Annotated in this window: 26 protein-coding genes; 14 read left to right on the top strand and 12 right to left on the bottom strand. The window is 38.9% G+C overall.

Going from position 1 to position 25,030, the window contains the following annotated elements; genetic code table 11:
- Position 1: 1 nt before the first annotated feature.
- Positions 2–670 carry a response regulator gene (locus tag RUMAL_RS09545; RefSeq protein ID WP_013498543.1) on the bottom strand — a complete coding sequence of 223 codons (669 nt, stop codon included), beginning with the start codon at positions 668–670 and terminating at the stop codon, positions 2–4.
- Positions 671–950: 280 nt separating this feature from the next.
- On the opposite strand from RUMAL_RS09545, the gene RUMAL_RS09540 reads away from it, so the two are divergent.
- The 5 genes from RUMAL_RS09540 to aspS all read left to right on the top strand — a co-directional run bounded on the left by RUMAL_RS09540 (position 951) and on the right by aspS (position 4,449).
- Positions 951–1,631, top strand: coding sequence for a CPBP family intramembrane glutamic endopeptidase (locus tag RUMAL_RS09540; protein ID WP_013498542.1), 681 nt, complete (start codon positions 951–953; stop codon positions 1,629–1,631).
- Between the two features lie 93 nt (positions 1,632–1,724).
- Positions 1,725–2,036 carry a hypothetical protein gene (locus tag RUMAL_RS09535; RefSeq protein WP_013498541.1) on the top strand — a complete coding sequence of 104 codons (312 nt, stop codon included), beginning with the start codon at positions 1,725–1,727 and terminating at the stop codon, positions 2,034–2,036.
- A 2-nt stretch (positions 2,037–2,038) separates the two neighbouring features.
- On the top strand, positions 2,039–2,230 hold the full coding sequence (locus RUMAL_RS09530; protein WP_013498540.1) for a helix-turn-helix transcriptional regulator: 192 nt from the start codon (positions 2,039–2,041) through the stop codon (positions 2,228–2,230).
- 44 nt (positions 2,231–2,274) lie between these two features.
- Complete coding sequence (locus RUMAL_RS09525; protein WP_013498539.1) at positions 2,275–2,955, top strand: CPBP family intramembrane glutamic endopeptidase; 681 nt, start codon at positions 2,275–2,277, stop codon at positions 2,953–2,955.
- A gap of 159 nt (positions 2,956–3,114) precedes the next feature.
- Positions 3,115–4,449, top strand: coding sequence for an aspartate--tRNA(Asn) ligase (gene aspS, locus RUMAL_RS09520; RefSeq protein WP_013498538.1), 1,335 nt, complete (start codon positions 3,115–3,117; stop codon positions 4,447–4,449).
- Positions 4,450–4,495: 46 nt separating this feature from the next.
- On the opposite strand, the gene RUMAL_RS09515 is transcribed toward aspS, so the two are convergent.
- Both RUMAL_RS09515 and RUMAL_RS09510 read right to left on the bottom strand, forming a co-directional pair.
- Complete coding sequence (locus RUMAL_RS09515; protein WP_013498537.1) at positions 4,496–5,197, bottom strand: metallophosphoesterase family protein; 702 nt, start codon at positions 5,195–5,197, stop codon at positions 4,496–4,498.
- Between the two features lie 23 nt (positions 5,198–5,220).
- Positions 5,221–5,973, bottom strand: a complete 753-nt coding sequence (locus RUMAL_RS09510) for an exodeoxyribonuclease III (RefSeq protein WP_013498536.1) — start codon at positions 5,971–5,973, stop codon at positions 5,221–5,223.
- A gap of 299 nt (positions 5,974–6,272) precedes the next feature.
- Here RUMAL_RS09510 and RUMAL_RS09505 point away from each other — a divergent pair, with 299 nt between their 5' ends.
- Positions 6,273–6,833: a DUF6630 family protein gene (locus RUMAL_RS09505; protein WP_013498535.1), complete on the top strand. Its 561-nt coding sequence runs from the start codon at positions 6,273–6,275 to the stop codon at positions 6,831–6,833.
- A gap of 76 nt (positions 6,834–6,909) precedes the next feature.
- Here RUMAL_RS09505 and nrdG read toward each other — a convergent pair whose 3' ends face one another.
- From nrdG to RUMAL_RS22150, 3 genes are all read right to left on the bottom strand, one after another.
- On the bottom strand, positions 6,910–7,431 hold the full coding sequence (gene nrdG, locus RUMAL_RS09500) for an anaerobic ribonucleoside-triphosphate reductase activating protein (RefSeq protein ID WP_013498534.1): 522 nt from the start codon (positions 7,429–7,431) through the stop codon (positions 6,910–6,912).
- Between the two features lie 75 nt (positions 7,432–7,506).
- The gene (locus RUMAL_RS09495) at positions 7,507–9,795 is read right to left on the bottom strand and encodes an anaerobic ribonucleoside triphosphate reductase (RefSeq protein WP_013498533.1); all 2,289 of its coding nucleotides are present in this window, start codon (positions 9,793–9,795) and stop codon (positions 7,507–7,509) included.
- A 491-nt stretch (positions 9,796–10,286) separates the two neighbouring features.
- On the bottom strand, positions 10,287–10,457 hold the full coding sequence (locus tag RUMAL_RS22150) for a hypothetical protein (RefSeq protein ID WP_013498532.1): 171 nt from the start codon (positions 10,455–10,457) through the stop codon (positions 10,287–10,289).
- Between the two features lie 269 nt (positions 10,458–10,726).
- Between RUMAL_RS22150 and asnB the strand changes: the two genes are divergently transcribed.
- Entirely contained in the window at positions 10,727–12,562 is a 1,836-nt protein-coding gene (asnB, locus tag RUMAL_RS09490) for an asparagine synthase (glutamine-hydrolyzing) (protein WP_013498531.1), read from the top strand.
- 154 nt (positions 12,563–12,716) lie between these two features.
- Here the strand turns inward: asnB and RUMAL_RS09485 are convergent, their stop codons facing one another.
- From RUMAL_RS09485 to RUMAL_RS09475, 3 genes are all read right to left on the bottom strand, one after another.
- Positions 12,717–13,580 carry a MetQ/NlpA family ABC transporter substrate-binding protein gene (locus RUMAL_RS09485; RefSeq protein WP_013498530.1) on the bottom strand — a complete coding sequence of 288 codons (864 nt, stop codon included), beginning with the start codon at positions 13,578–13,580 and terminating at the stop codon, positions 12,717–12,719.
- A 61-nt stretch (positions 13,581–13,641) separates the two neighbouring features.
- Positions 13,642–14,352, bottom strand: a complete 711-nt coding sequence (locus tag RUMAL_RS09480; protein WP_013498529.1) for a methionine ABC transporter permease — start codon at positions 14,350–14,352, stop codon at positions 13,642–13,644.
- Positions 14,349–15,149: a methionine ABC transporter ATP-binding protein gene (locus RUMAL_RS09475; RefSeq protein WP_013498528.1), complete on the bottom strand. Its 801-nt coding sequence runs from the start codon at positions 15,147–15,149 to the stop codon at positions 14,349–14,351. Before RUMAL_RS09475 ends, RUMAL_RS09480 begins: the two co-directional genes overlap by 4 nt.
- A gap of 403 nt (positions 15,150–15,552) precedes the next feature.
- On the opposite strand from RUMAL_RS09475, the gene RUMAL_RS09470 reads away from it, so the two are divergent.
- Both RUMAL_RS09470 and RUMAL_RS09465 read left to right on the top strand, forming a co-directional pair.
- Positions 15,553–16,056, top strand: a complete 504-nt coding sequence (locus RUMAL_RS09470; RefSeq protein WP_013498527.1) for a GNAT family N-acetyltransferase — start codon at positions 15,553–15,555, stop codon at positions 16,054–16,056.
- Entirely contained in the window at positions 16,046–16,621 is a 576-nt protein-coding gene (locus tag RUMAL_RS09465; protein WP_013498526.1) for a GNAT family N-acetyltransferase, read from the top strand. The genes RUMAL_RS09470 and RUMAL_RS09465 overlap by 11 nt, the downstream gene beginning before the upstream one ends.
- 91 nt (positions 16,622–16,712) lie before the next feature.
- On the opposite strand, the gene RUMAL_RS09460 is transcribed toward RUMAL_RS09465, so the two are convergent.
- Positions 16,713–18,368 carry a putative bifunctional diguanylate cyclase/phosphodiesterase gene (locus tag RUMAL_RS09460; RefSeq protein ID WP_154662754.1) on the bottom strand — a complete coding sequence of 552 codons (1,656 nt, stop codon included), beginning with the start codon at positions 18,366–18,368 and terminating at the stop codon, positions 16,713–16,715.
- A 411-nt stretch (positions 18,369–18,779) separates the two neighbouring features.
- Between RUMAL_RS09460 and RUMAL_RS09455 the strand changes: the two genes are divergently transcribed.
- The 3 genes from RUMAL_RS09455 to RUMAL_RS09445 all read left to right on the top strand — a co-directional run bounded on the left by RUMAL_RS09455 (position 18,780) and on the right by RUMAL_RS09445 (position 21,709).
- Entirely contained in the window at positions 18,780–19,391 is a 612-nt protein-coding gene (locus tag RUMAL_RS09455; RefSeq protein WP_013498524.1) for a phosphoribosylanthranilate isomerase, read from the top strand.
- A 219-nt stretch (positions 19,392–19,610) separates the two neighbouring features.
- Positions 19,611–20,945 carry a coiled-coil domain-containing protein gene (locus tag RUMAL_RS09450; RefSeq protein ID WP_242837694.1) on the top strand — a complete coding sequence of 445 codons (1,335 nt, stop codon included), beginning with the start codon at positions 19,611–19,613 and terminating at the stop codon, positions 20,943–20,945.
- Positions 20,946–21,004: 59 nt separating this feature from the next.
- Positions 21,005–21,709: a ComF family protein gene (locus RUMAL_RS09445; protein WP_013498522.1), complete on the top strand. Its 705-nt coding sequence runs from the start codon at positions 21,005–21,007 to the stop codon at positions 21,707–21,709.
- An 86-nt stretch (positions 21,710–21,795) separates the two neighbouring features.
- On the opposite strand, the gene RUMAL_RS09440 is transcribed toward RUMAL_RS09445, so the two are convergent.
- Both RUMAL_RS09440 and RUMAL_RS09435 read right to left on the bottom strand, forming a co-directional pair.
- A complete protein-coding gene (locus tag RUMAL_RS09440; protein ID WP_013498521.1) occupies positions 21,796–22,203 on the bottom strand; it encodes a hypothetical protein in 408 nt (135 codons plus the stop codon).
- Between the two features lie 11 nt (positions 22,204–22,214).
- Positions 22,215–23,708 carry a Y-family DNA polymerase gene (locus RUMAL_RS09435; protein ID WP_013498520.1) on the bottom strand — a complete coding sequence of 498 codons (1,494 nt, stop codon included), beginning with the start codon at positions 23,706–23,708 and terminating at the stop codon, positions 22,215–22,217.
- A gap of 209 nt (positions 23,709–23,917) precedes the next feature.
- On the opposite strand from RUMAL_RS09435, the gene RUMAL_RS09430 reads away from it, so the two are divergent.
- Both RUMAL_RS09430 and RUMAL_RS09425 read left to right on the top strand, forming a co-directional pair.
- Positions 23,918–24,475, top strand: coding sequence for a chromate transporter (locus RUMAL_RS09430; protein WP_013498519.1), 558 nt, complete (start codon positions 23,918–23,920; stop codon positions 24,473–24,475).
- Positions 24,462–25,028: a chromate transporter gene (locus RUMAL_RS09425; RefSeq protein ID WP_013498518.1), complete on the top strand. Its 567-nt coding sequence runs from the start codon at positions 24,462–24,464 to the stop codon at positions 25,026–25,028. Before RUMAL_RS09430 ends, RUMAL_RS09425 begins: the two co-directional genes overlap by 14 nt.
- The last annotated feature ends 2 nt before the right edge of the window (positions 25,029–25,030 follow it).

Raw genomic sequence — 25,030 nt, 5'->3', positions numbered from 1 at the left:
ATCAGTCGTCCTTATCCAGCTTATAGCCCACATTTCTTACCGTTTTGATGTATTTGCCGTACTCATCCAGCTTTCCTCTGAGAGTACGGATATGAACATCAAGAGTGCGCCCTGTACTGTCATGTCCCCATATCCTGTCAAGGATATCATCACGCCTGAGAACTATCTTCGGAGAACTGAGAAACATTTTCAAAAGCTCGTATTCTTTATATGTAAGCTCCACCGTTGATCCACCCGCAGTCACTGTTCTTGTATCATCTGACAATCTGATCTCTTCAAAACACAATACAGTCTGACTATTAACAGGAATACTTCTCAGTCTGGCTTTTACACGGCTAACCATTTCCATAACGCTGAAAGGTTTGCAGATATAATCATCAGCACCAAGGTCAAGACCTTTTACACGATCCAGCTCTGTGGTCTTAGCAGAAACAAGTATAATAGGTATCTTTGAAAAAGCAGGCTCATTTCGCATATTGCGAAGTACAGTAAGTCCATCATCGCCCGGCAGCATAATATCAAGCAGTATAAGATCGGGTGTACGAACTTTCATAGAATCATAAAAGTCAGTTGTTTCTTCAAAGGATTTAACTATATAACCGCTCTTTTCTAACGCATAGCTTTCCAGTTCTCTGATACTTGGATCATCTTCTACTATGTATATTAGCATTTTATCACACTCCTGATAATATCAGTATAGCACAGTAATGTAAATTTGAACAGTACAGCTATGTAAAATCCACGTTAAATACATAGGATCAGTGATGATCTAAAAGTAAATTCTTTATTTTATGCAATTTCGGTTATTATCAACAATTTATTCCAATGAGAAAGTGCTTATTTGAAAATCCCACACAAATAATGTAAAAGGTTCTTGACATTTATTGCAACTCGTACTATAATCAAAATGTAAAGAGCTCTTGACAAATTTGATAATGAGGAGGAACAAAATGATCAAAAATAAAAGCAAGGCAAGTATAAAAACAATTTATGTGACAGCATACACGATAATGTTCATTTTTGCTGTAAAGATACGTCTTTTGGTTTTTCATAACAGATATTATTCGTTAATGTGTCTGATGATCGCTTATTGCATACTTGGTTTTATTGGTATATATCTTTTTCGGAAAGAAATCAGAAAAGGTATAACTGAATGGAAAGAACATTTTACGAATGGTATTATATGGTCAATAGGAGCTTATATTACGGATATGATATTATCTAGCCTGGCCTATTATCCATCTATAGCACTATATCCTAATTATGACGGAATGAATGATATCAGCATTTCTTCAGCTGCAAAGATGGTATCAGTGCCTTTGTTTGTAACTGCTGCAGGCATATTGGGACCAATAACCGAGGAATTGATCTTCCGTTTCATTCTTGTGGATAAACTGAGAACCAAACTTCCTTCGATTATATGTGTTATCTTATCATCTGTTTTGTTTATGGCTTGGCATATGCACGCTTTAACCTTACCGGAGCTTATGATAAATCTGCCGAAATTATCTACAGGCATAGTTTACGGTGTCATTATTCTTTACTCGAATAATCCAACTATCCCGATACTACTTCATGTGTTCAATAATACAATTGCTATGTTTATGATGCTAATAAACGGAACTATATGATATTTTTTACATTCAAATGTAAAACACTCTTGACATTTTTAAGATTTCAAGTATAATAGAATATATTGAATTATATTTTTGGAGGTCTTTATTATGTTCAAGAGAAACAAAGCGGACGAAATGGACAAAGAGATCCGCAGTAAAAGCATTATAACAGCTCATTACTATACTCAGTTCACGCTGATAGTATGGATCATCATATACACAATAAAAAACCGAACCATACTGATGCCGATGTATGTACTTCTTGTCGGCTTACTGGTTAGGGGTGCTTCTTCTTTGATATTCAGACATGATTTCGGAGATGAACGCTGGAAAAAGGGCCTCGTGATCCTGCTTTCTGCTACAGCAGCAGTAGTTTTTCTGTTTATGCTCTCCTTCGGTAAGACGAAAGTAGGTATATAAAAATGAAGAACAGGATAAAGGAGCTTCGTAAGTCACAAAAACTTACTCAGGATGAGTTAGCAAATGCTGTGGGAGTCTCAAGGCAGACGATCAATGCTATTGAAAATGATAAATATAACCCCACACTGGAACTTGCTATAAAATTGGCAAGATATCTCAGGATACCTGTGGAAGATCTGTTCATACTTGAATAATTATTGTTGAATTGTCCGCATTCTACAAATACGGAGGTATTATAATGGAAATTTCTGAAAAACGTGTATCCAAAACCAAGGTGATCGTAATATATCTGATCGTATTTTACACGATCTGGGCTCTATTTGAATTTTTTGCAAAACCTTACATCGACAAAACTTTCACAGGAGACATAATCTCACAAATAATAAAAACAGTCATTATAAAAAATCTTGTATGGGTACTTCCCGCTGCGATTCTGATACATTATTACAAAGACGATGTCTGTGTCGGGCTAAAGGAAATGTATACCACGAAGATCAAATGGCTTGAATACTTACCGATATTACTATTATTTATTATTTATCCTTTGATAACTGCGTATTTAAACAAAGGATCCATTATTTTAAATGAAGAATTCGGAGTGAAGCAAGTAATTACTTATACCTTTGTTGGAATTACCGAGGAAATGGTGTTCCGTGGCTGGCTTTTGAATGCAACCGTAGGCAAAGAGCAGCAACATAAATGGAGAGCTATACTTCTGACTTCATTTCTATTCGTGGCAATACACATTCCCACATGGATAACTCACGAACAATTAATTGATAACTTTGTTCATTTAAAATTTTTGTGTATAGTTGGTCTGAGTATAATATTCAGTATTACATTCCTTAAAAGTAAAAACATCATTGTTCCGATAGTACTTCACATGATATGGGATTTTCTGATTGATATGTTCTGCTGAAACAAAATATCTTCGTCATCGAAGATCATAATACTTTAAAACTGTTATTACACGAATAATATTCAGGAAAAATAAATATATATTGCTGTTGACATTTTACTTCAAAAGCGTTATAATATATACTGTATGTAAAATCTCACCTGAAACGGAGGAAGTTAAATGAACAGAACATACATAAAGGACGTCAAAGATCATCTGGGCGAGAGTATAAAGGTACAGGGTTTTGTAGAAAACTACAGAAATGCCCGCGCTATGGCTTTTATCGTGATCAAGGACATAACAGGAAAATTACAGGTAACGGTAGAAAAGGAAAAGCACCCTGAGCTTAATGATAAGCTGGATGCACTGACCGGTGATTCCGTTGTTACAGTTATAGGTCAGGTATTTGAGAATGACTATGTTAAGCTTGGTGGCCTTGAAATGATCCCTGAGGATATCATCCCCGAGAGCATTGCAGACGCAATCCCGATAGCAAGAAAAGAGATAGCTGCTACCAAGAAGAAGAAAGCAGTTGAGCGTTCAAGTATCGATCAGCGTATCGATTATCGTTGGATCGACCTGCGTACAGATGAAAATCAGCTGATGTTCAAGGCTCAGACCGTTTTGGTAAATGCAATGCGTCAGTTCCTGCTGGGTGAGAACTTCATTGAGATACACACACCTAAGCTTATAGGTGCAGCTTCCGAGAGCGGTTCCAGCGTATTTGAAGTAAAATATTTTGACAGAAATGCATATCTTGCACAGTCTCCGCAGTTCTATAAGCAGATGGCGATGGCAAGCGGATTTGAACGCATTTTTGAAGTGGGACCTGTATTCAGAGCAGAGAAGAGCTACACCAGCAAACACACCACCGAATTCACAGGCTTTGACCTTGAATTCAGCTACATCAATGATTACAGAGATGTTATGGCAATGGAAGAGCAGCTTCTCAAGGCTGGTCTTTCCGCAGTTAAAGAAAAGTACGGCGACGAGATCAAGGAGCTGTTCGGTCAGGATGTAATAGTACCTGAGACCCCCTTCCCTGTTGTAAAGCTTGCAGATCTTTATAAGGCACTTGAAGAAGAGTACGGTTACAAGGTTCCCGAGGAAGAAAAGGGCGATCTCACAACCGATGCTGAAAAGCTCAGCTATGAATGGGTCAAGAAGCACTACAATCACGAGTTCCTGTTTGTTACTGATTTTGATGCTGAAAAACGTGCATTCTATCACATGAGAGATGAAAAGGGTGTGCCAATGGGTTATGACCTGATCTGGAGAGGTGTTGAGATAACCACAGGTGCACAGCGTGAACACAGATATGAAGTTCTGAAAAAGCAGGCAGCTGAAAAGGGACTTGATGAGGACGTTAAATTCTATCTTGAATTCTTCAAATACGGCTGTCCTCCTCATGGCGGATTCGGCATCGGTGTAGACAGACTTACAATGCTTTTACTCGGATTGCATATAAAGGAAGCAATGTTCATCTTCCGCGGTCCTAACAGACTGAATCCATAGTATAATTGATAAGGCTCGTTCCTGACAGGGAGCGAGCCTTTTGATATTATATAACTTCGATTATCTTATTAAAAAGAACTGTAAACCTTGGTTCAATTTCACTTACAAGATCAGTATGATAATGACCAGCAAACCATCCCTTGTAATCAAGCTTTTTGCTGATCTCATCAAGGAAGGCATTGAGCCTGTTATCTGGATATTCATTTTCCAGTCCCAGCTTTGAAGCTATCTCCTGCTGTATCGGTGAAGGCGCACAGTGTGTCACAACATAGTCTGTACGCCAGTTATTCTTTTCCAGCGTATCCAATGCATGAGCATACTCATCTTCATTAGGCAGTTCCTGTTCCCATATAGATACACCAAGCGTCCTGAACTCCTTATCATGAGATTCAGCTCCACCCATCGTGAAAAACTTCTTTCCTTGCAGTTCAAACATTTCTCCTCGTTTCAGATGATAGATGCTGTTACCTATCCTATGAGCTCTTCCGCCATTAAAATCCACTTCTTCAAAAGTTTCAAGCAGATCAAAATTTTCATGGTTGCCATCAACAAAAAGAGTTGTGTAAGGCTTAAGATCCAACCATTTACGCCACCATAGATCCTCAGCATCATTATTCCAAACCAGACCAAAATCGCCGGCTATAATAAGCATATCCTCTTTTGTCATCTTTTTCTGCAGAGGATTTGCTTTTGCAGCCAGTTTACATATATCCGCACATCCGTGGATATCACCCGTAATAAGAATCATTTTTCTACCCCCGAAAAATTATTTTAGAGTTCAATATCCAATTCAACAGGACAATGGTCACTGCCTGTTATATCTGACAGTATCTTAGAATCTTTAACCTTATCCATAAGTCTTTCAGAAACCACAAAATAGTCGATACGCCATCCTGCATTGTTTTTACGTGCATTGAATCTGTATGACCACCAGGAATATGCTCCTGCCTTATCAGGATAAAGTCTTCGGAAAGTATCAGCAAAACCAGCACCTAACAGTTCCGTGAACTTACCGCGTTCTTCATCTGAAAAACCTGCATTACCCGCGTTGCTTTTGGGATTTTTTAAATCTATCTCCTCATGAGCAACATTCAGGTCACCGCAATATACGACAGGTTTCGTCTTATCAAGCTGTGAGAGATAAGCTCTCATATCGTCTTCAAATTCCATTCGGTAGTCTATACGTTTAAGCTCATTCTGCGCATTGGGGACATAACAGCAGACAAAATAGTAGTCTTCAAATTCGCAAGTGATAACCCTGCCCTCATCTGTGTGAGTACCGTTCAGCCCGAATTTTACTTCAAGAGGTTCCTTCTTTGTGTACACAGCCGTACCAGAATACCCTTTCTTGACAGCACTGTGGAAATATTTTAAGTATCCTTCAGGCGAAAAATCCGCCTGATCAGGCTGCATTTTAGTTTCCTGAATACAAAAAATATCAGCATCTGCAGCAGTAAAAAAATCACCAAATCCCTTTTGCAGACAAGCTCTGAAACCGTTTACGTTCCATGATATAAATTTCATAATACCCAACCCTTTCCTGATCACCCTATTTCCACATTATTATATCACATTATTTAACAAAAGTAAAGACTTCAGATATTACATATCATGTTAGTTAATTTTGAATTATATTAATATGAAACTACATACATTAACATATTCCATAATAATGAAAAATTAATACAGCAAAACTCCGTGATGATTTATCTTTGAATTCAGTTGACTTCTTGATCACAACGATGTATAATATTAAAAAGTCAAACTGAACGTTAATCAATGTCCGTCTATATTCAAATGTTATGAGTAGGAGATTTGTATTTATGGGATTATTTGATAAATTCAAGAAAATACAAAATAACGACAGTGCAGAGAATTCTAAGATGATAGCTGAAATTTTCAGAATTATATGTAAAGGAAAAGAATCAGTTGATGCCGAGATAGCAGAATGTACAAACTCAACTAAAGATTACGCTGAAAAAAATAAAGTACAGTTCTCAGAACGTGGTATATCATCTGATGATGCTGATGCCGATACTCTTATGTGGATAGGCTGTGTGGATATACTTATCAATAATTCTTACGCGGCAGAACTTGATTTCAGCTGTGAAGTTGAAGATCTTATTTTCAGTATAGGTAAACTTGAATCTTTTTCCGCTGAAAACATAACGCTGGATGTAAAAGACTTTTCCTACGACGATGACATTACTGTTTGGCTTGATGAACTTGACAAAAAGCTTACAGAGCGAGGTCTCTGCATAGGCGGTATCGACATAGACAGTGACAGCTATGTTGTTTTTCTTACCGATATCAACACACTCGGAAAACTAAAAGATAGTGCCTGTAGTATTGGACGCAGGATCGACTATGCAAAAAATCTATAAAAAAATGCGGCAAGGGAACAAACTTTCCCTGCCGCATTTTTATATGGCATATCTTTGATATGAATTCCGCTTTATATCAAAGCAGCTCATCGTCTGCCACAACTGCTTTACCCTCTTTCAGAGAGCGCTGAACATCGATAAAACGCTGATTTGAACTTCCGCGGAATTTTAATTCAAGAGAACGTTTATCTTCCTCGAATCTTCCGTCAACCAGATAATCAAGCTTTTCAAGCAGGGCCTTACAGTCGGGTTCGGTCTTTCCCCGCTCCATAAGCTGCTCAAAAGTGTAACCTGTATAGCTGATGATATTAAGCCTGCGTTCCTTGAAGCTACGGATCTTTTCAGCCAATGAGAGCAATGCGCTACACTGACAGAAAGGTTCTCCGCCGCTGAAAGTCACACCGTCAAGCAAAGGGTCTTTAATTATCATATCAAAAATACGATCTGTGTCCTCTATCCTGCCTCCGTTAAAATCGTGAGTCTGAGGATTCTGACATCCTTTGCAGTGATGTGGGCAGCCTTGGGTAAACACAGTGAACCTGAAACCGGGTCCGTCAACAATAGATTCTTCAGCCAGACCGGCTATCCTGATCTCCATAATAAGCCTCCGAAATATGCGCAAAAGCATCTCCTGTACAATAGAAATGGACAGGAGATGACGATAGTATTATTTTTACTTACTCTTAGCGTCCTGCTTTTCAGACGTTTCAACCGGAACAGCGTCGATCTTGATACGAGGAATCCTCTCGTGTGTGGATTTGCGATGCTCGGCTTCAGATCTGCCGCATCTCGGGCAACGGTCACCGATTATACCTGTATAACCGCATTCGGGATCTCTGTCAACTGGATGATTGATAGATCCGTAGCCTATACCGACCTCTTTCATGTATCTAACAACTTTTTCAAATGCACTGAGGTTTCCGAGTGGATCTCCGTCAAGCTCAACATAACTGATATGACCGGCATTTGTAAGCTCATGATAAGGTGCTTCGATCGTAAGCTTTTCAAATGCATTGATTTTGTAATATACAGGGACATGGAAAGAGTTTGTATAGTAATCTCTGTCAGTTACACCAGGTATATCACCGAAACGCTCCTTATCCATCTTTACGAATCGTCCTGAAAGACCCTCAGCAGGTGTAGCAAGCAGTGAGAAATTCATACCCGTAGCCTTGGTCTCCTGATCCATACGCTCACGCATATGCTTGATTATCTCAATGCCCAGTTTTCTTGATTCCTCAGACTCACCATGATGCTTGCCTGTCAGCACTTTAAGACATTCAGCCAATCCTATAAAACCGACTGAAAGAGTTCCGTGCTTGAGTACTTCGCCAACACTGTCATTGTAGGATAGCTTTTCAGAATCCATCCATACACCCTGTCCCATAAGGAAAGGATAATTCTTGACCCTTTTGCTTGCCTGTATCCTGTATCTATGCATAAGTTGATCTATACATAGCTGAAGTTTTTCATCAAGCAGCTGATAGAACAGATCAATACTATAATGAGCCTTTATGCCAAGTCTTGGAAGATTTATAGTAGTAAAGCTAAGATTACCTCTTCCCGTAACGATCTCTCTTTCAGGATCATAAGCATTTCCGATTACTCTGGTGCGGCAGCCCATGTAAGCTATCTCGGTATTCGGATCATTCTCCTTGTAATACTGCAGATTGAAAGGCGCGTCAATAAATGAGAAATTAGGGAAAAGTCTTTTTGCAGAAACTCTGCAAGCAAGTTTGAAAAGATCGTAGTTGGGATCTTCCTGATTGAAGTTCACGCCTTCTTTGACCTTGAATATGTGTATGGGGAATATTGGTGTTTCACCATTTCCAAGACCAGCCTCTTCGGCAAGCAGTATGTTTTTGATGACCATCCTGCCTTCGATAGAAGTGTCTGTACCATAGTTGATAGAGCTGAATGGTGTCTGTGCACCGGCTCTTGAATTCATGGTATTCAGATTATGAATAAGGGCTTCCATAGCCTGATAGGTAGCTCTGTCGGTCTCCTTTACAGCGCTCTTGAAAGCAAAATTCTGTATCTTTTTAACGACCTTCGCATCAGCATAGGATGAAAGCAGCTGAGCTTCCTCCTCCATATAACCGTTATCATTGGATAGTGTAGGAGTAAGACCCCTCTTAGCAAGAAAATCTGCACAGCGTTGTGCGATATCAGGATTATCAGGTACATCAGCGAGAAGAGAAAGTCCCCTGCGGATATTATCTCTGTAACGATGACGGAATGTCTTTTTTACTCCCTCAGCCATATCATAATCAAACTTGGGTATGGACTGACCGCCATGCTGATCATTCTGGTTAGACTGTATAGCTATGCACGCAAGAGCAGCATAACTTGTTATATCATTTGGCGTTCTCAGGTATCCGTGACCTGTAGAAAATCCACCTGTAAAAAGCTTGGTAAGATCGATTTGCGTACAAGTGGTGGTAAGGGTATAGAAGTCCATATCGTGGATATGTATATCGCCGTCTTCATGAGCACGTGCATGATCTTCTTCAAGGACATACATCTCATAGAATTCCTTGGCACCCACTGAACCGTATTTAAGCATCGTACCCATAGCAGTATCGCCGTCGATATTAGCGTTCTCACGTTTAAGATCGCTGTCCTCGGCAGAACTAAATGTAAGATCCTCATACACTTTCATAAGACGCGTATCCATCTCGCGCGCCCTAGTTCTTTCAGAACGATAAAGGATATAAGATTTAGCAGTAGCTGCATGACCTTCCTCAATAAGAACCTTTTCGACACAATCCTGTATTTCTTCTACAGTAGGTGTAGAGATGTTGTTTGCCATAAGCATATCGACAACTTTACCGGAAAGTTCTAGCGCAGTTTCATAGTCACTTCCTCCGACAGACTCAGCTGCCTTGTATATAGCCTGAGCTATCTTTTCAATATTGAAAGTAACGGTGCGTCCGTCCCTCTTCTTTATTTTTACGATCATGGTGCTTCCTCCAGACTTTATCTTAGTAAAGTGTTGAAACGAATTCAACTACCACATCTTGTATTCTAAAAGCGTTCGTATTCTAGTATATAGTATATTTATATCAAAGTCAAGCCAGCGTATTGCCAAAAAGTTTGTCAGATATTTGTACAGCTTGTACAAAGCAGCAATTAGTTCATTGTGCAAAACAATTACATTTTGGAAAACTATCAAAGATGAAATTTTATGATAAAACAGCTCAATAACCAATATAAGCAGTCTATCAAGTGATTTTGCTTGATAGATTTTATAGATATTACATCATTTCAGACAACGATTCCGTCATCAATTAATAAAAGCTACATATCATCAAATGAACATCGCATGAAACAAGGTTACAAATTGTAATCTTTATATCATGACAAGCAATATGCCTTGTCACGAGCAAGCATAACATAAAATACACCCTTGTTGAAGACAACAAAGGTGTAGATCTGGTTTTATCTCAAAATTTATTTTTCACTGCTGGAATCATGTGTTACTACAGGAGCGCCGTATTCTTTTTCAAGTACCTCTTCAAGGGAAGTATTTACCATATATGCCCCGTAAGATATAAACATAGCAAGAAGCCCGATAAGAATAGCAATATCTAACCTGAAACGCCTTTTTTTCTTTTCCTTCACGAATTACTCCCCCTGTCATAAATCTGATATTATTATACACTATCTTTTTCAATTTTGCAAGGGCTTGATAAAAAATATTCAAAAAGGCATAAAAAATCAGATATTGACCGCTAATTAGACAATTTTTTGCATATCACTTTGTATATTTTTACAAAATACCTATTGCAAATACCTGCAAGTCGGTGTATAATATAAATTGTATTTCGGCTGGATAAATATATTCCGCTGTTATTATCTTTCAGAATTATTCTGAGAAACGAGGATATTATATGTGTGGTATCGTAGGCTTTACGAACAGAGTTGATAATGCTTCAGAAATACTAGGCAGGATGATGGACAGGATAAAGCATCGCGGACCTGACTCTGAAGGCAAATATATCGATGACGGGATCGCTATGGGATTCCGCAGACTTTCTATCATAGACCTGAGTGACGTTGGCAGTCAGCCTATCTTTAACGAAGACAGATCTCTTGTGCTAACCTTTAATGGTGAGATATACAATTATAAAGAACTTCGCGAAGAACTCATCAGAGCAGGTCATAACTTTTACACAAAAACGGATTCCGAAGTTCTGATCCATGGATACGAAGAATGGGGCGAAAAGTTACTTGACAGACTTCGCGGTATGTTCGCTTTTGTAATATACAATAAAAATACAGGTGATATCTTCGGTGCCAGAGATTTCTTTGGTATAAAGCCTTTCTACTATGCTCAGATGAATGGTACTTTTATGTGGGGCAGTGAGATCAAAAGCTTTCTTGATCACCCTGATTTCAAAAAAGAACTTAACACTGATGTACTTGAAACATATCTCACCTTTCAGTACTCCCCTACTGAGGATACATTCTTCAAAAACGTAAAAAAGCTGCCTGCGGCACATTGTTTTACATACAAAGATGGCAAACTGGAGATCCGACGTTACTGGGAAGTTAAGTTCAACGACAATAATGCTCCAGATCTTGAAGAATGGGTCGAAAAGATATCCGATACATTTAAAAACTCTGTGGAAGCACATAAATTTGCTGATGTTGAAGTAGGTTCCTTTCTTTCGAGTGGAGTGGATTCAAGTTATGTTGCCGCTGTTGCGGATGTTGATAAGACCTTTACTGTCGGTTTTGGTGAGGATGAAAAATACAATGAGATCGGCTATGCAAAAGAGTTTTCAAAGTACATAGGAAAAGAAAATTTCTCTAAGGTGATCAGTCCTGAAGAATACTGGGACAATCTTAAAAAGATCCAGTACCACATGGACGAACCTCTGGCTGACCCTGCAGCTATAGCGCTTTTTTTTGTGTGTCAGCTTGCTTCAAAACAAGTAAAGGCTGTTCTTTCAGGTGAAGGTGCAGATGAAATATTCGGCGGATACAATATCTATCACAATCCTGCAGACATGTCATCATATTTCAAGATACCAAGACCTATAAGAAAAGGTATAGGTGCAATCGCCGAAAAACTTCCGCACAAACATGGTGTAAATTATCTTATAAGAGGATCAAAGGATCTTGATGAACGTTTCATCGGAAATGCATATATCTTCTCTGAAAAAGAACGAAAGAAAATACTGAAGATCAGAACTTCAGCACCTGACGCTATGGCAATTACAAAGCCTTTCTATGATAAGGTTCGCGATCTCGATCAGGTCACACAGATGCAGTACCTTGATCTTCATCTGTGGATGACAGGAGATATCCTGCTGAAAGCCGATAAAATGTCCATGGCACATTCACTTGAACTTCGCGTACCATTCCTTGACAAAAAGGTAATGGAGCTTGCTGAGCAGATACCCGCAAAGTACCGTGTTACGAAGGAAAACACCAAGTATGCCATGAGGATAGCTGCTTTAAAAGCCTGCCCTCCTCAGACTGCGAACAAGAAAAAGCTTGGATTCCCCGTACCTACAAGAGTATGGCTCAGAGAGGATAAATACTACGGTATTGTAAAGGATTATTTTACCTCCCCTGCTGCTGAAAAGTTCTTCAATACATCAGAACTTGTTTCACTCCTTGATGATCATCGTGATCAGAAATATGATTACTCCAGAAAAATATGGACTGTTTTCACTTTCCTGATATGGTATGAAGTATATTTCGGCAGTGAGGTCTGAGTTACTTGATAAAAACTATGCTGCATGACGATTTGCTCGTGCAGCATTTCTTTTATAAACCGGACAAGAGAAAGCAGGACAAGGTAAATATCCTTGCCCTGCTTTCTCTTGTAATTCAATGAAATATATCACAGGAATACTTAATTGAAACCTATTACTCATCAACCTTAGTCACAGGAATAACAGCACCGTTATATTTATCCAATATGAACTTCGCTGTATCCTTGGACTGCAGTACTTCAACAAGTGCCTTCAGTCCTGGATCATCAGCCTTATCGGGGGTCGTTACTATTATATTTGCATAAGGAGAATCCTCCCCCTCGCGGAACAGATACTTTGTAGCATCAAGACCTGCCTCGATAACCTTATTCGTGTTATTTATATAAACATCAAACTCATTTATATGTGCATTGATCTGATAGCTGTCTAGTTCAGTTATCTCAATTGGCTTTATATATTCCTCAATATCAGCAACCGAAGCTCTTGCATTTTCTGTATTACCGAGTTTTATCCATCCCTGCTGTTCAAGTATGCGAAGTGCTCTGTATTCATTTGTAGCATCATCAGGAAGTACCACCGTTGCACCGTCAGGCACTTCATCAGCTGAAGAGTACTTTTCTGAATATGCACCGATCGGTTCAACGTGAACTCCGCCTATGTTTACAAGTGTACCGTTATTTATTTCGTTCCACTCTATAAGATAAGGCTCATGCTGATTAAAATTAAAATCAACTTCACCGTTCTGAGTCTTTTCGTTCCATGTCGCATCAGATGCTGTACTAACGATATCAATAGTATATCCTCTTTTATTAAGCTCGGGTTCAACATATTCGAGTATCTCACTGTGCGGTGTAAGATCAGCTAGGGCAGTAATAGTTGTTAGCTCCTTACCGTCCTCAGTCTTTACCTTATTCTTATTATCCTTTGCATCCGCCTTGGCGTTTGCTCCGCAGCCTGAGAATACAGCAGATATTACTGCTGCCGCCAGTATAGTACCAAAAGTTCTGTAGTTTTTCATAATGATATCCTCCTATGATCCATTTTACTTTTTTTATAATACGGCTCAAACCGATATATACTCATATTAGATGTCTTTTTTTCAATATAAGATTCGATAAAATATCACCTGATATCTGTGCTATCTCTACCATTATTATAAGCACAAGCACAGATGCTATCAGCATATCATGATAAAACCTGTTGAATCCGAATCTTACTGCTATATCTCCTATTCCTCCTGCGCCAAAGCTGCCTGCAAGTGCGGTCATGGAGATTATGCCTATAAGGGCTACTGTGAAGCCTCTGATAATAGATGGCATCGCCTCGGGTAGCATTACCTTGAATACTATAGCAGATGAACTGCTGCCCATAGCTTTTGCGGCTTCTATCTTACCTTTTGGAATCTCTACTAATGCACCCTGAACAAGCCTTGCATACATAGGTATACAACTTGCTGCTAATGCAATAATACAAGCATTCACTCCGTAACTTTGACCAAGAAGCATTCGTGCCAGCGGAAGGGTTATGATTATCATTATCATCTGCGGCAAAGATCTGAGGCAATTTACTATTGTTCCTGCTGTTTCATTCAGTACCGGAACCGGTCTTACACCATCTTTGGATATGACTGAAAGCCCGATACCAAGAAGTACTCCCAATACAAAGGTTATAACTGCACTTATGACTACCATATAAATAGTATCCCAGACCGCAGGCCATAATACATCCCAAACATCTTTGCTGAATGCGTGCTTTACCACATCTATAAACGGATATTTCAGAAAGCTCATATACCATCACCTCCTGTAAATGAAGACGCTTGTCTGAATTCTTTGTATACTTCCAAAAATATCTTTCCTGTATTGCTTTTAGGATCAAGGAAGATATCTCTTGTACTGCCCATCTCTGTGATAACACCGTTTTCAAGAACTGCAACTCTGTTGCATATTCGTTTTGCAGCTTCAAGTTCGTGAGTTATCATTATAATAGTAACACCCAGCTCTTTATTTATATGCTCCAGAAGATCAAGTATAGCCAGAGTTGATACAGGATCTAAGGCACTTGTAGCTTCATCTGAAAGCAGTATATCAGGATCGTTCGCAAGTGCTCTTGCTATACCAACACGCTGTTTTTGCCCACCAGAAAGTGAACCCGGATATGAATTCTTTTTATCTGATAGTCCGACAAGTTCAAGCAGCTTGTCAGCTTTCCATTCTATCTCCTTTTTTGAAACTCCCAGAAGCTTCAAAGGATAGGCTATATTCTGAAATACTGTCATTGAATCAAAAAGATTGAATTGCTGAAATATCATACCTATCTTTTTTCGCCGTTCTGTTAGCTGCTTTTTATTAAGAGATGTTATTTCAATATCACCGATGAATATTTTTCCACTGTCAGGTTCCTCCAGTCGGTTTATGCACCGTACAAGGGTAGATTTTCCTGCACCTGAAAAACCAACGATACCAAATATATCACCCCTATCTATATCAAGATCAATTCCTTTCAGAACATGGTTTTCTTCTTTTTTATTTTTGAATGTCTTTTTTAATCCTTCTATCCTTATGTATGAACTCATGATTTTTTTCATACCTCCTTGCTCACAGCTTTAATAAACTGTTGCTATAAGCATCGCTTGTTTCATTGAATATATTTATATCACAAAAAAACGTCATAATCAATCTACAAATAAGATAACGTTATCACTGCCAATGACGGAAATGATAACTTTGAAAACAAGTTGTAAATTGTCCCTGTTCAAATAATGAAATTAAAGCTGATAATCCAGCTTTCATGTGCTAAACGCCTATCCTTTTAGCCTATATATGATGACGTTATCATACAAAAAGCTGTAATTTCAGCGCATTAAGATTTCTGCATCAAAAGAAAACCATTAAAGAACACGCAAGCGCGACAACGTTATCAGTTATTGACATAAAATAATAATGGTGATACATTATTTTAAAACGAAGTATCATCATTGGAGGTAAACTATGTCAGAGAAAATAAATATAATACAGGCAGATATAAATGATGCGGCGCAGCTTCATGAAATCGAAGTAATGTCATTCCCACCGCAAAAGGCTGCATCCCTGGAAGCATTTGAATACAGACTGAGAAAATTTCCGCAATGGTTTTTCAAAGCAGAGAAAAGCGGAAAGATTGTAGGACTTATAAATGGCAGCAGTTCAAATAAACTATATATAACCGATGACCTTTACGGGAGTGACGGCGGTTATGACGAAAACGGAGAAAATCTGCTTATCTACGGTCTTGCTGTTCATCCCGACTTCAGACATACGAGAGTAGCTCACCTGCTTATGGATAATATGATAAATGCCGCAAGATCATCTTGCAAAAAGCATATATCTCTCACCTGCAAGGAAGCATTGATTGGATTCTATGAGAGCCTTGGATTTACGAAAAGAGGGGTCTCACGGTCGACCATAGGAAATATGATAAACTATGATATGGAGATGTTTCTTGATGAAAAATAATATAACTATCCGACCTGTGACTGAATCTGATGCAAAACAGCTTTTAGACATATATTCATATTATGTAGAAAATACAGCAATAACATTTGAATATGATGTTCCTACAATTCCTGAGTTTCAGGAACGAATACGCCATACACTCAAAAAATACCCATATATAGCCGCTGTTAAAGACGGCATAATCTTAGGCTATGCATACGCAGGGGTATTCAAGGACCGGGCAGCCTATGACTATTCAGTGGAGGTCACTGTTTATACTCACAGAAGCCATCATAAAGAGGGTATAGGCAAACTACTTTACACCGAACTTGAAGCTATATTAAAAAGTATGGGGATAACCAATCTTTATGCCTGTATCGGAATACCGGCAGACGAAGATGATGAGTACCTAGATCATAACAGCATGGATTTTCATACTCACATAGGATATACCATGGCAGGCAGGTTCCATAAATGCGGATACAAGTTCGGACGTTGGTACGACATGGTATGGTTGGAGAAAATGATAGCAGAACATGATGCTATTGACCATAGTATCATACCGGCATCAAGTATTATTCGTTAGTATTACACTTCAGCCATATCTAAAATAAAACAGCCACGAGAACAGCAAAATGCCATTCTCGAGGCTGTTTAATAATTTATAAGGCTGATTGTCAATATGTTTTTACAGATAGTCTTTCAAGAAAAGCATCTGAAGAAAGAGGTTTGTCATAGAAATAGCCCTGTATCCTGTGACAGTTCATGCCAGTGAGATTATTCCGCTGTTCGTTCGTTTCAACTCCCTCTGCTACTATCTCGACACCGAGTTCTTCTGACATATTGATAATATGGCGAAGAATGACATTCTCCCGTTTTTCCGGATCTCCTGTTACTTCAGCTATGAAAGCTTTGTCTATTTTCAGAACATCCACTGATATGCTCTGCAGCATCAACAAAGATGAATAGCCTATGCCGAAATCATCTATCGCCACAGTAAAACCATTCTTGTGAAGACCGTCAACGTATTCCAACAGCTTACTGATCTCATAAACATCAACAGTCTCTGTCATCTCAATTTCGATAAGGTGATGATCAATACCATATTTATCAACTATAGCGATAATATGTTCAACCAGCTCATCATCCCCAAGATGGTCATTTGAAAAATTAACAGATATAGTCACCGGATTAAGTCCGCTGTCCAACCATCCACGTATGGTTTTACAGGTCTGTTCCAGAACATAGAAATCAAGATCGGATATAAGATGTTCTTTCTCAAATATCTCTACAAATTCACCCGGGTATATGGTCTTGCCGTCATTATACCACCTTACAAGCGCCTCTGCACCATAAAGTGTATTATTCTTTGTATATACCTTTGGTTGGTAAACTACATAAAACTCGTTCTTTTCTAAAGCTTTTCTGAACTTCTGACAGAATTCCTTATGCTCTATGACCTTGTTTTCAATATCCTTGGTATAGTATTCTATTTTTTTGCGAGAATAAGTCTTGGCATAGTTTATACAGTTAGACAAGTATGCCATTACCTTATCAAATGCCCTATCATAAGAATTCACCATATAGATCCCTGCTCTGGCTGACAGATCAAATCTTATAGTGACAGAATTGACTCTTGTTTTTACAGTTAAACCGTCGACTACCTTTTTTAGCTTATCGATATTTTCTTTTCTGAAAATAATTACAAAATTATCTCCACCCGGTCTGGATACGATCTCATCATTACAGAATACTTCTCTCAATTTGGCAGCATAATGCTTCAATACTTTTGTACCGGTTTTAAAACCAACCTTTTTATTTACGTAGTTAAACCCGATGATATTCAGGAAAGCACAACCATAATTATCAAATACACCGCGTCTTATCAGCTTGCTCACAAATCTAATAAGACCATTGGTATTACTTACACCGGTTATTGTATCCATATAATAGTAACTGCTCGCCATTGCTCCGAGTCTTAACTTTTCAGAGAGCGTACAGGCACTCCTGCTGATATAATTGATATCGTCGATATCCTCATCTCTCCATATATGGTCTTTGTTGCATATCCACGTGATTATGGTCTTACCTCCTGCGGAAGGATCACCTTCGTAGGTCACGATCTGATCACATCCGATACAGGCAGAACTGTCACCATAAAGATAAAACAGTTGTCTGCTTCCCGTTTTTAAAGGAACTTCAATAGTTAACGCTGCAGCCTTATAATACTCTGCAATAGGTTTTACAGCATTACGGATGGTGTCCTCATCAAAATTAGACATAGAATCTACTATTTTGAAGGACTGTTTGATAAGATTAAATTTGTCGTTCAAATTATCACCCCGATATCCAACACTATTATTACTACGTAAACCAATTCCAATCCTTAACATAATTATACATTAAAGTAAATAAAAATCAAGAGTTATGTTAAAAATTCTAAGAATATTACAATGCCAAGCAAAAATTAATCGAATGTTTTTACTTTTTGTACAAAGCTAAACGATTGAAACCTATTTATTATTGCATATAGTACTATTTTGATATCAGAGATAATAAAATTTGCATAGTTAACATTATTATAACATATCATAAAACATTAACTATGCTATTTGAATTCAGTTTACAAAATATTAATTTGTATAATTGTAGATTATTCTTAAATAATCTTGAAATTGCTAATTAAGTATGCTATAATAGTTAACGAAGAATGAACCAAACAGTGCGTTGGGACGGTGTAAAATATGTCTGTAAAAGTAAAAATATGCGGTCTTGTTAGCGCAGAAGATGCAGTAAACGTATCTGAAAGCGGCGCAGACATGGCCGGAATGGTGTTGTTTTTTCCTAAAAGCAAAAGAAATATTACTATAAAAAAAGCTCAGGAAATAATGGGCTCTCTTTCGGAAGAGATCAAAAAATGTGCAGTTACGGTGTCTCCTACTGCTGAACAGGTACGAGATATCAACGATGCGGGCTTTGATATCCTGCAAGTACACGGAGATCTCTCAGATGAAGCTTATAATGAGGCAGCGATTCCGATAATAAAAGCATTTAATGTAACAGATATCGACGGATTCAATAAGTATTCCGCTCTTGATAAAGTATGCGGATATGTTTTTGATGCTGCTGAATATGGCAGCGGAAAATGTTTTGATTGGAGACTGCTCGATGATCTTCCGCGTGACGGTAAAATGTTCATACTGGCAGGAGGCTTGACTCCAGAAAATGTTTTTAATGCAGTAAAGCGTGTAAATCCGGATTGCGTGGATGTTTCATCAGGAGTTGAAAAGGTGTCCGGGATAGGCAAAGACAGAGAGAAAATTTTTTCCTTTGTAAAAAATGCACGAGCCATTTAGTGTACTTTTGTCAAATATTTATATTATGTTTTTCACAATCATAAATATATTGCATGATGAAAAATAGTTTAAATATTGTTAGGAATTTCGACAAATTGTATTGACTTTTTAGTTCAAATATTGTATAATATATAAGAGCAATACTAATGGTACTTTTCTATGATGTATTATTGCATCAACAACTTAGGTACCGGAATATGCATGGAAGGATTGATTGTTTTGTCTAAGAAGAAGGAAGAAAGCACAAATGAAAAGATCGTACGTTTGTATAAAGAGGGGTATAGTTTTGAAGATATATCCAGATCTATGAATAATATACCGAAGGCTAATGTTATCGGAATAGTTGAAAAGTATTTCCCCGAATATCAGACATATGTACAGCCCCAGATAGATCGTTCTTCTCTTGAAGATAAGGATAAGACTTCAAAAAGCAAGTTCCCGGGTGTACCTTTTCTGAAGAGAAATTCTAAAGAAAAGGATGATCATCCTGGTAAGATCACTATTAATCTTGATATGGATGACGAAGGTTTTCTCGACAAGCATACCGAAGGTATCGCCAAGATGCTCAAAGACGGCAGAAATGTAAACGATATAGCTGAGTTCTTCAATAAAGATAAAGCTGATATTCTTGCTGTCCGTGATGTTATGGATGAACATTTCAGAAGAGTTGAGGCTCACAAGAAAGCAGAACCTGCACCGGTCAAGGAAGAACCTACTGACAACAAGTTCAGCAATTTTGCAACAGGTCTTGAAACTGAACAGCCCAAGCCCGTAAGACCTAAATACACTCCACCTACATATTCAAAGCGTGATGATCCTAAACCTGTTTCGGCATCCTACGGCTTGTTTAATAATGAACCTGCTGCTGTGGAGAAACCAGTTGAAGAACCTGTTGTCGATACTCCGGTTGAGACAGCTTCTGAGGTCATTGATGAAGCTGCGCTGCTTAAAAAGGCTGTTGAAGAGGCAAATCTTTCTCCGATCATCGAGAAGGATGAGACCGAGGAGCATAGGGTTAGTCTGCTCCCAGATGATGATGAAAATGACAGCGGCAAATCCGGTGAGGATCACAAAGTCAGCCTTATAAATGATGTGCCTGAAGAACCCGAGATGGATGAGATACTTGAGATACCATCTATTGAATCGGTTACTCCCGAAGAACTTGAAAAGGAACTTACAAAGGCACCTGAACCAGTTGAAGATATCCCTGAGATCGGATATGAAAATAAAACCGAGGATAATGTTTCCGAGGATATAAAGGAGGTTTATCCGGGCATGAGCGCTTTGGAGAAAATGAAGCAGTTTGCACAGGAGCAGATCGCGATCAACAATAAAAAGATCGAGGAACTAAAATCTAAAAAAACTGATGCAGAGAACGACGCTTTTGACTGCAATACTAAGGTCGAGGCTATGAAGAAAGAGATCGAGGATATGCAGGCAAAGCTGCTTGTTCTTATTGATGAAAAGGATAAGGCAGGCAAGGTAGTCAGTGATATCAATGATGAGATCGAGGCTATCAGCAAGGAGAATGCCGATTACGGTACTTATCTGTGATAATGTATTGCAATTCAGCTCCGTCACATAAAGGCGGAGCTTTTTGTTGAGGTGGTGCTATGCTTGCAGCAAGATCGGGATACAAATATTTTGCGGATATCATCATGCCTAATACCTGTGCGTTCTGTGAAAAGGTCATTAAATGGGATCGTCTGCTTTGTAATGAATGCAGCGAAAATGTTCCGGACACTTTTGACGGACTTATACTGATTGAAAATACCAATGGTGCTGTTGGCGTTTTTTATTATGAAGATGATATTGTAGGACTGATCTATAAGCTTAAACACGGCGGCGCTGTGTTTAATTTTGCTGAACTTTGTGCAGGGTTTATTGCTGAAAAACTCCAAAAAAGAGATATATCATCATCTATTGATATTGTGACTTCTGTACCAATGCATATCAGTAAAAAGATCGTCCGCGGCAGAGATCAAGCGGAACTTATAGCTCGCTTTACAGCAGATAAACTCGGTAAACCAACTGATCTTCATCTGCTTAGCCGAAAAATGGATCATACCGAACAACATAAACTAGAACGAGATGAACGGCGCATTCATGCAGAGGATGTTTATTCAGCTGCAAAAAAGCACCGTGATATAAAAGGCAAAACTATCCTTATCTGCGATGATGTAATAACCACAGGTTCAACGATCAGAGCGTGTGCTGCACAGCTAAGATCAATGGGTGCCAAAAAAGTATATGCCTGCAGTGCTGCTGTTTCTTCTGTTTACAAAGATCGCAGCAACAAGGACAGTATCATACCGTAATATATTAACAAAAGCACATATATCTCTGTATTTCGGGGTATGTGTGCTTTTTTCATTGTGAACAGACTGATTCAGTGCATTTCATATCACTCTTTAAATTCTACACTGTAAAGATCGCCTATCGGTATTCTTGTTCCGTCAATGAATACAAGACAACTCTCATAGTTATCTATGATACGTACCGCCCCACTTTTTACGTTGTAACTGCCACCTGCTTTTCGTCCATCGGGCAGAAAGTACAAAACGGATACCTCTGGTCTTTCAGCTAATTTATCTGTAAGCCTGCAAAGTTGTGTATTCAGCCTGTTTATACCGTCCTCATCAAGTTCGAGTCGACTTTTCGTTAACCTCGCTGTTTCATTGACAGCATCATCATAACCCGTCAATGCCGCAAATGGTGCGAACTGTGCAGCACGATCATGAAGCGACATCTGTGGCAGATCTGCATAATATGGACGAGTCTTATCCTTTATATCACTGTAATTATTAAACATCTGAACGCTCCTTACGCTCTGTGACCACCTATGGTGCTGTTTCTTTCACGGGCTGTACCGCCGTCAAGATAGTTCATGCCTCTTAAAACTGCATTTTTGCCATAACGGTGTTTGATTTTCAGCATAGCCTGCTGAATGGCTCTCTCCTTCTGAAAAGATTTTTCCCGCACCTCATTTTCGTGCTGATCTGCTGCAATTGTGAAAATATCAAGCTGTTCGCAGTGCTCATATACAGCTATCTCGTCCTCATACACCACATTACAAGCAGCTATATTCAGCCTGCGAAAAAGCAGCTTTGGTTCAGCGATACTTTCAAAAAGTTCTGTTACAGCAGCAGTTATCTCCTTTGATGAAGCTGTAAAACGCCTTAGATTTACAGTGCCTCGCGAATGCTTAGGGATAGCACGCCCATAATGATCAGATACTACCTCACCTTTGTATTTTCTGCCCGAAAGACTTTCTTTATCATATCCCAGCATAAGTACAAGCTGATCGGTCATCATTCCCTTTTCTGCAAGATCGAGAGAAAGTGCATCAGCCATCTCACGTATTATAAGATGAGCATCATTATACTCTGTTGGTTTTTGCAACACCTGACCTGATGACAAGCTTTTAAGTTCCGGGCGGTATGACTTCACATCGGCCATTGTAGCAGTTTCTATCCCCCATGCATGGTCTATCAGAAGTTCTGCGTTTTTACCTAACTCCCTGTAGATATTTTCTGTTCGCCACCTGTCAAGGGAATGTCTTGCAATATCACCCATTGTCTTTATCCCAAGATTTTCAAGCCGCTTTGCTATACCACCGCCTACACGCCAGAAATCAGTTATCGGTGTATGTGCCCAGAGAGTTTCACGATATATCTTTTCATCCAGATAAGCAATACGTACACCATACTTGTCTGCCGGCATACGTTTTGCAACAATATCCATCGCCACTTTGCATAGGTACATATTAGTACCGATACCTGCTGTTGCGGTTATTCCTGTTGCCGAAAGCACATCTCGCACCAGCATAGTTGCAAGATCACACGGAGAGATCTTATAGATTGCAAGATAGCTAGTAGCATCTATAAATACTTCATCTATCGAATATGCGAAAATATCCTCAGGTGATATATACTTTAAATATATGCTGTATATTTTTGCGCTTATCTCCATATATTTAGCCATATGCGGCGGTGCGATGATATATCCCAGTTCCAGTTTCGGGTCAGTTTTCAGTTCTTTATTCGAGAATGAGATACCCGAAAAAACGCCGTCTTTTATACGGTTTCTGCGTAAACTATTGACTTTTCTGACACTTTCAACCACTTCAAACAGCCTTGCTCTGCCCGATATCCCATAGGATTTCAGTGATGGAGTTACCGCCAGACAGATAGTTTTCTCCGTACGTGATGGATCAGCTACCACCAGATTAGTATCCAGCGGATCATACCCACGCTGAATACATTCTACCGATGCATAGAATGATTTTAAATCTATAGCAATATATACCCGTTCCACTGGCTCACCTTCTATCGCACATTTGTTTGCACTATTATTTTAGCACACATTTGTTCGATTGTCAATAGCTTTGCGAAAATTTGTTCGATTTTTTTATCAGCGTAATTTTATGTTTAATACCCAGTTGAAATAAATACATAAAATATGAAGTTTATTCGGGATTGACATACAATTTATAATCGGGTATAATTATTAGTTGGGGTGATCCAATGAACAAGAACCTTGATCTGTTCCTGACATTCTTTAAGATAGGAGCATTTACCTTTGGCGGAGGTTATGCTATGATACCGCTGATACAGCGTGAGGTCTGCGATAATAAAAAATGGCTGAATGAGGATGATATACTTGAAGTGGTTGCAATAGCGGAATCAACGCCCGGACCGGTGGCGATCAACGCTGCTACCTTTGTAGGAAGCCGTACCGCCGGAACACTCGGTGCTGCCTGTGCAACGCTTGGTATCGTACTGCCGTCATTCCTGATAATATCCTTGATATCATTAGTGCTTAAAACATTCCGAGAGTCAAAAGCAGTGAAGTACGCTTTTATGGGTATACGTGCAGGTGTTCTTGCCCTTATCCTGAAAACGGTATACACCATGTTCATGAAAACAAAGAAACACGCTGTCTCCTATGTTATAATGATATCGGCATTAGTGATGACAGCTTTTTTAAAAATAGATGCTGTGTTCGTTATTATCGGCTGTGCTATATTCGGGATAATATGGTCACTGATTATAAGAAAGGAGCAGAACAATGATATTGATTGATCTGTTCCTGACCTTCCTGAAAATCGGAGCATTTACCTTCGGCGGAGGTTATGCGATGCTTCCGCTGATACAGAGCGAGGTCGAGCGTCACGGCTGGCTCACACAAGCAGAGGTAATAGATTTCATAGCCATAAGCGAAAGTACACCCGGACCTCTTGCTATAAATATGGCTACTTTCATAGGTATACGCACAGGAGACGTACTTGGCGCGGTATGTGCCACTTCAGGGGTAGTTCTTCCGTCATTTGTGATAATACTAATCGTTGCGAAGTTCTACGATAAGTTTCGCAAAAACAAAATTGTTGATGGTATGATGTACGGACTGCGACCCGCTGTGATAGGATTGATCAGTACTGCATTACTATCTGTCGGAACAACGGTATTCTTCAACGACGGATTTAATAACGCTGCATTTTCAACGCCGGTTTTCCTGATCTCTCTGGGCATATTTGTACTCGGCGCAGTGCTTGCTTTTAAAAAACTGCATCCGATAGCGATCATCTCAATATCTGCTGCTATTGGCATTATAACAGGATATGTGCTTGGTATATAATT

This window comes from Ruminococcus albus 7 = DSM 20455 (genome assembly GCF_000179635.2).
Lineage (GTDB): Bacteria > Bacillota > Clostridia > Oscillospirales > Ruminococcaceae > Hominimerdicola > Hominimerdicola alba.
Note: the sequence above shows the minus strand (reverse complement) of the source record. Positions and strands in the feature narration are given on the sequence as shown.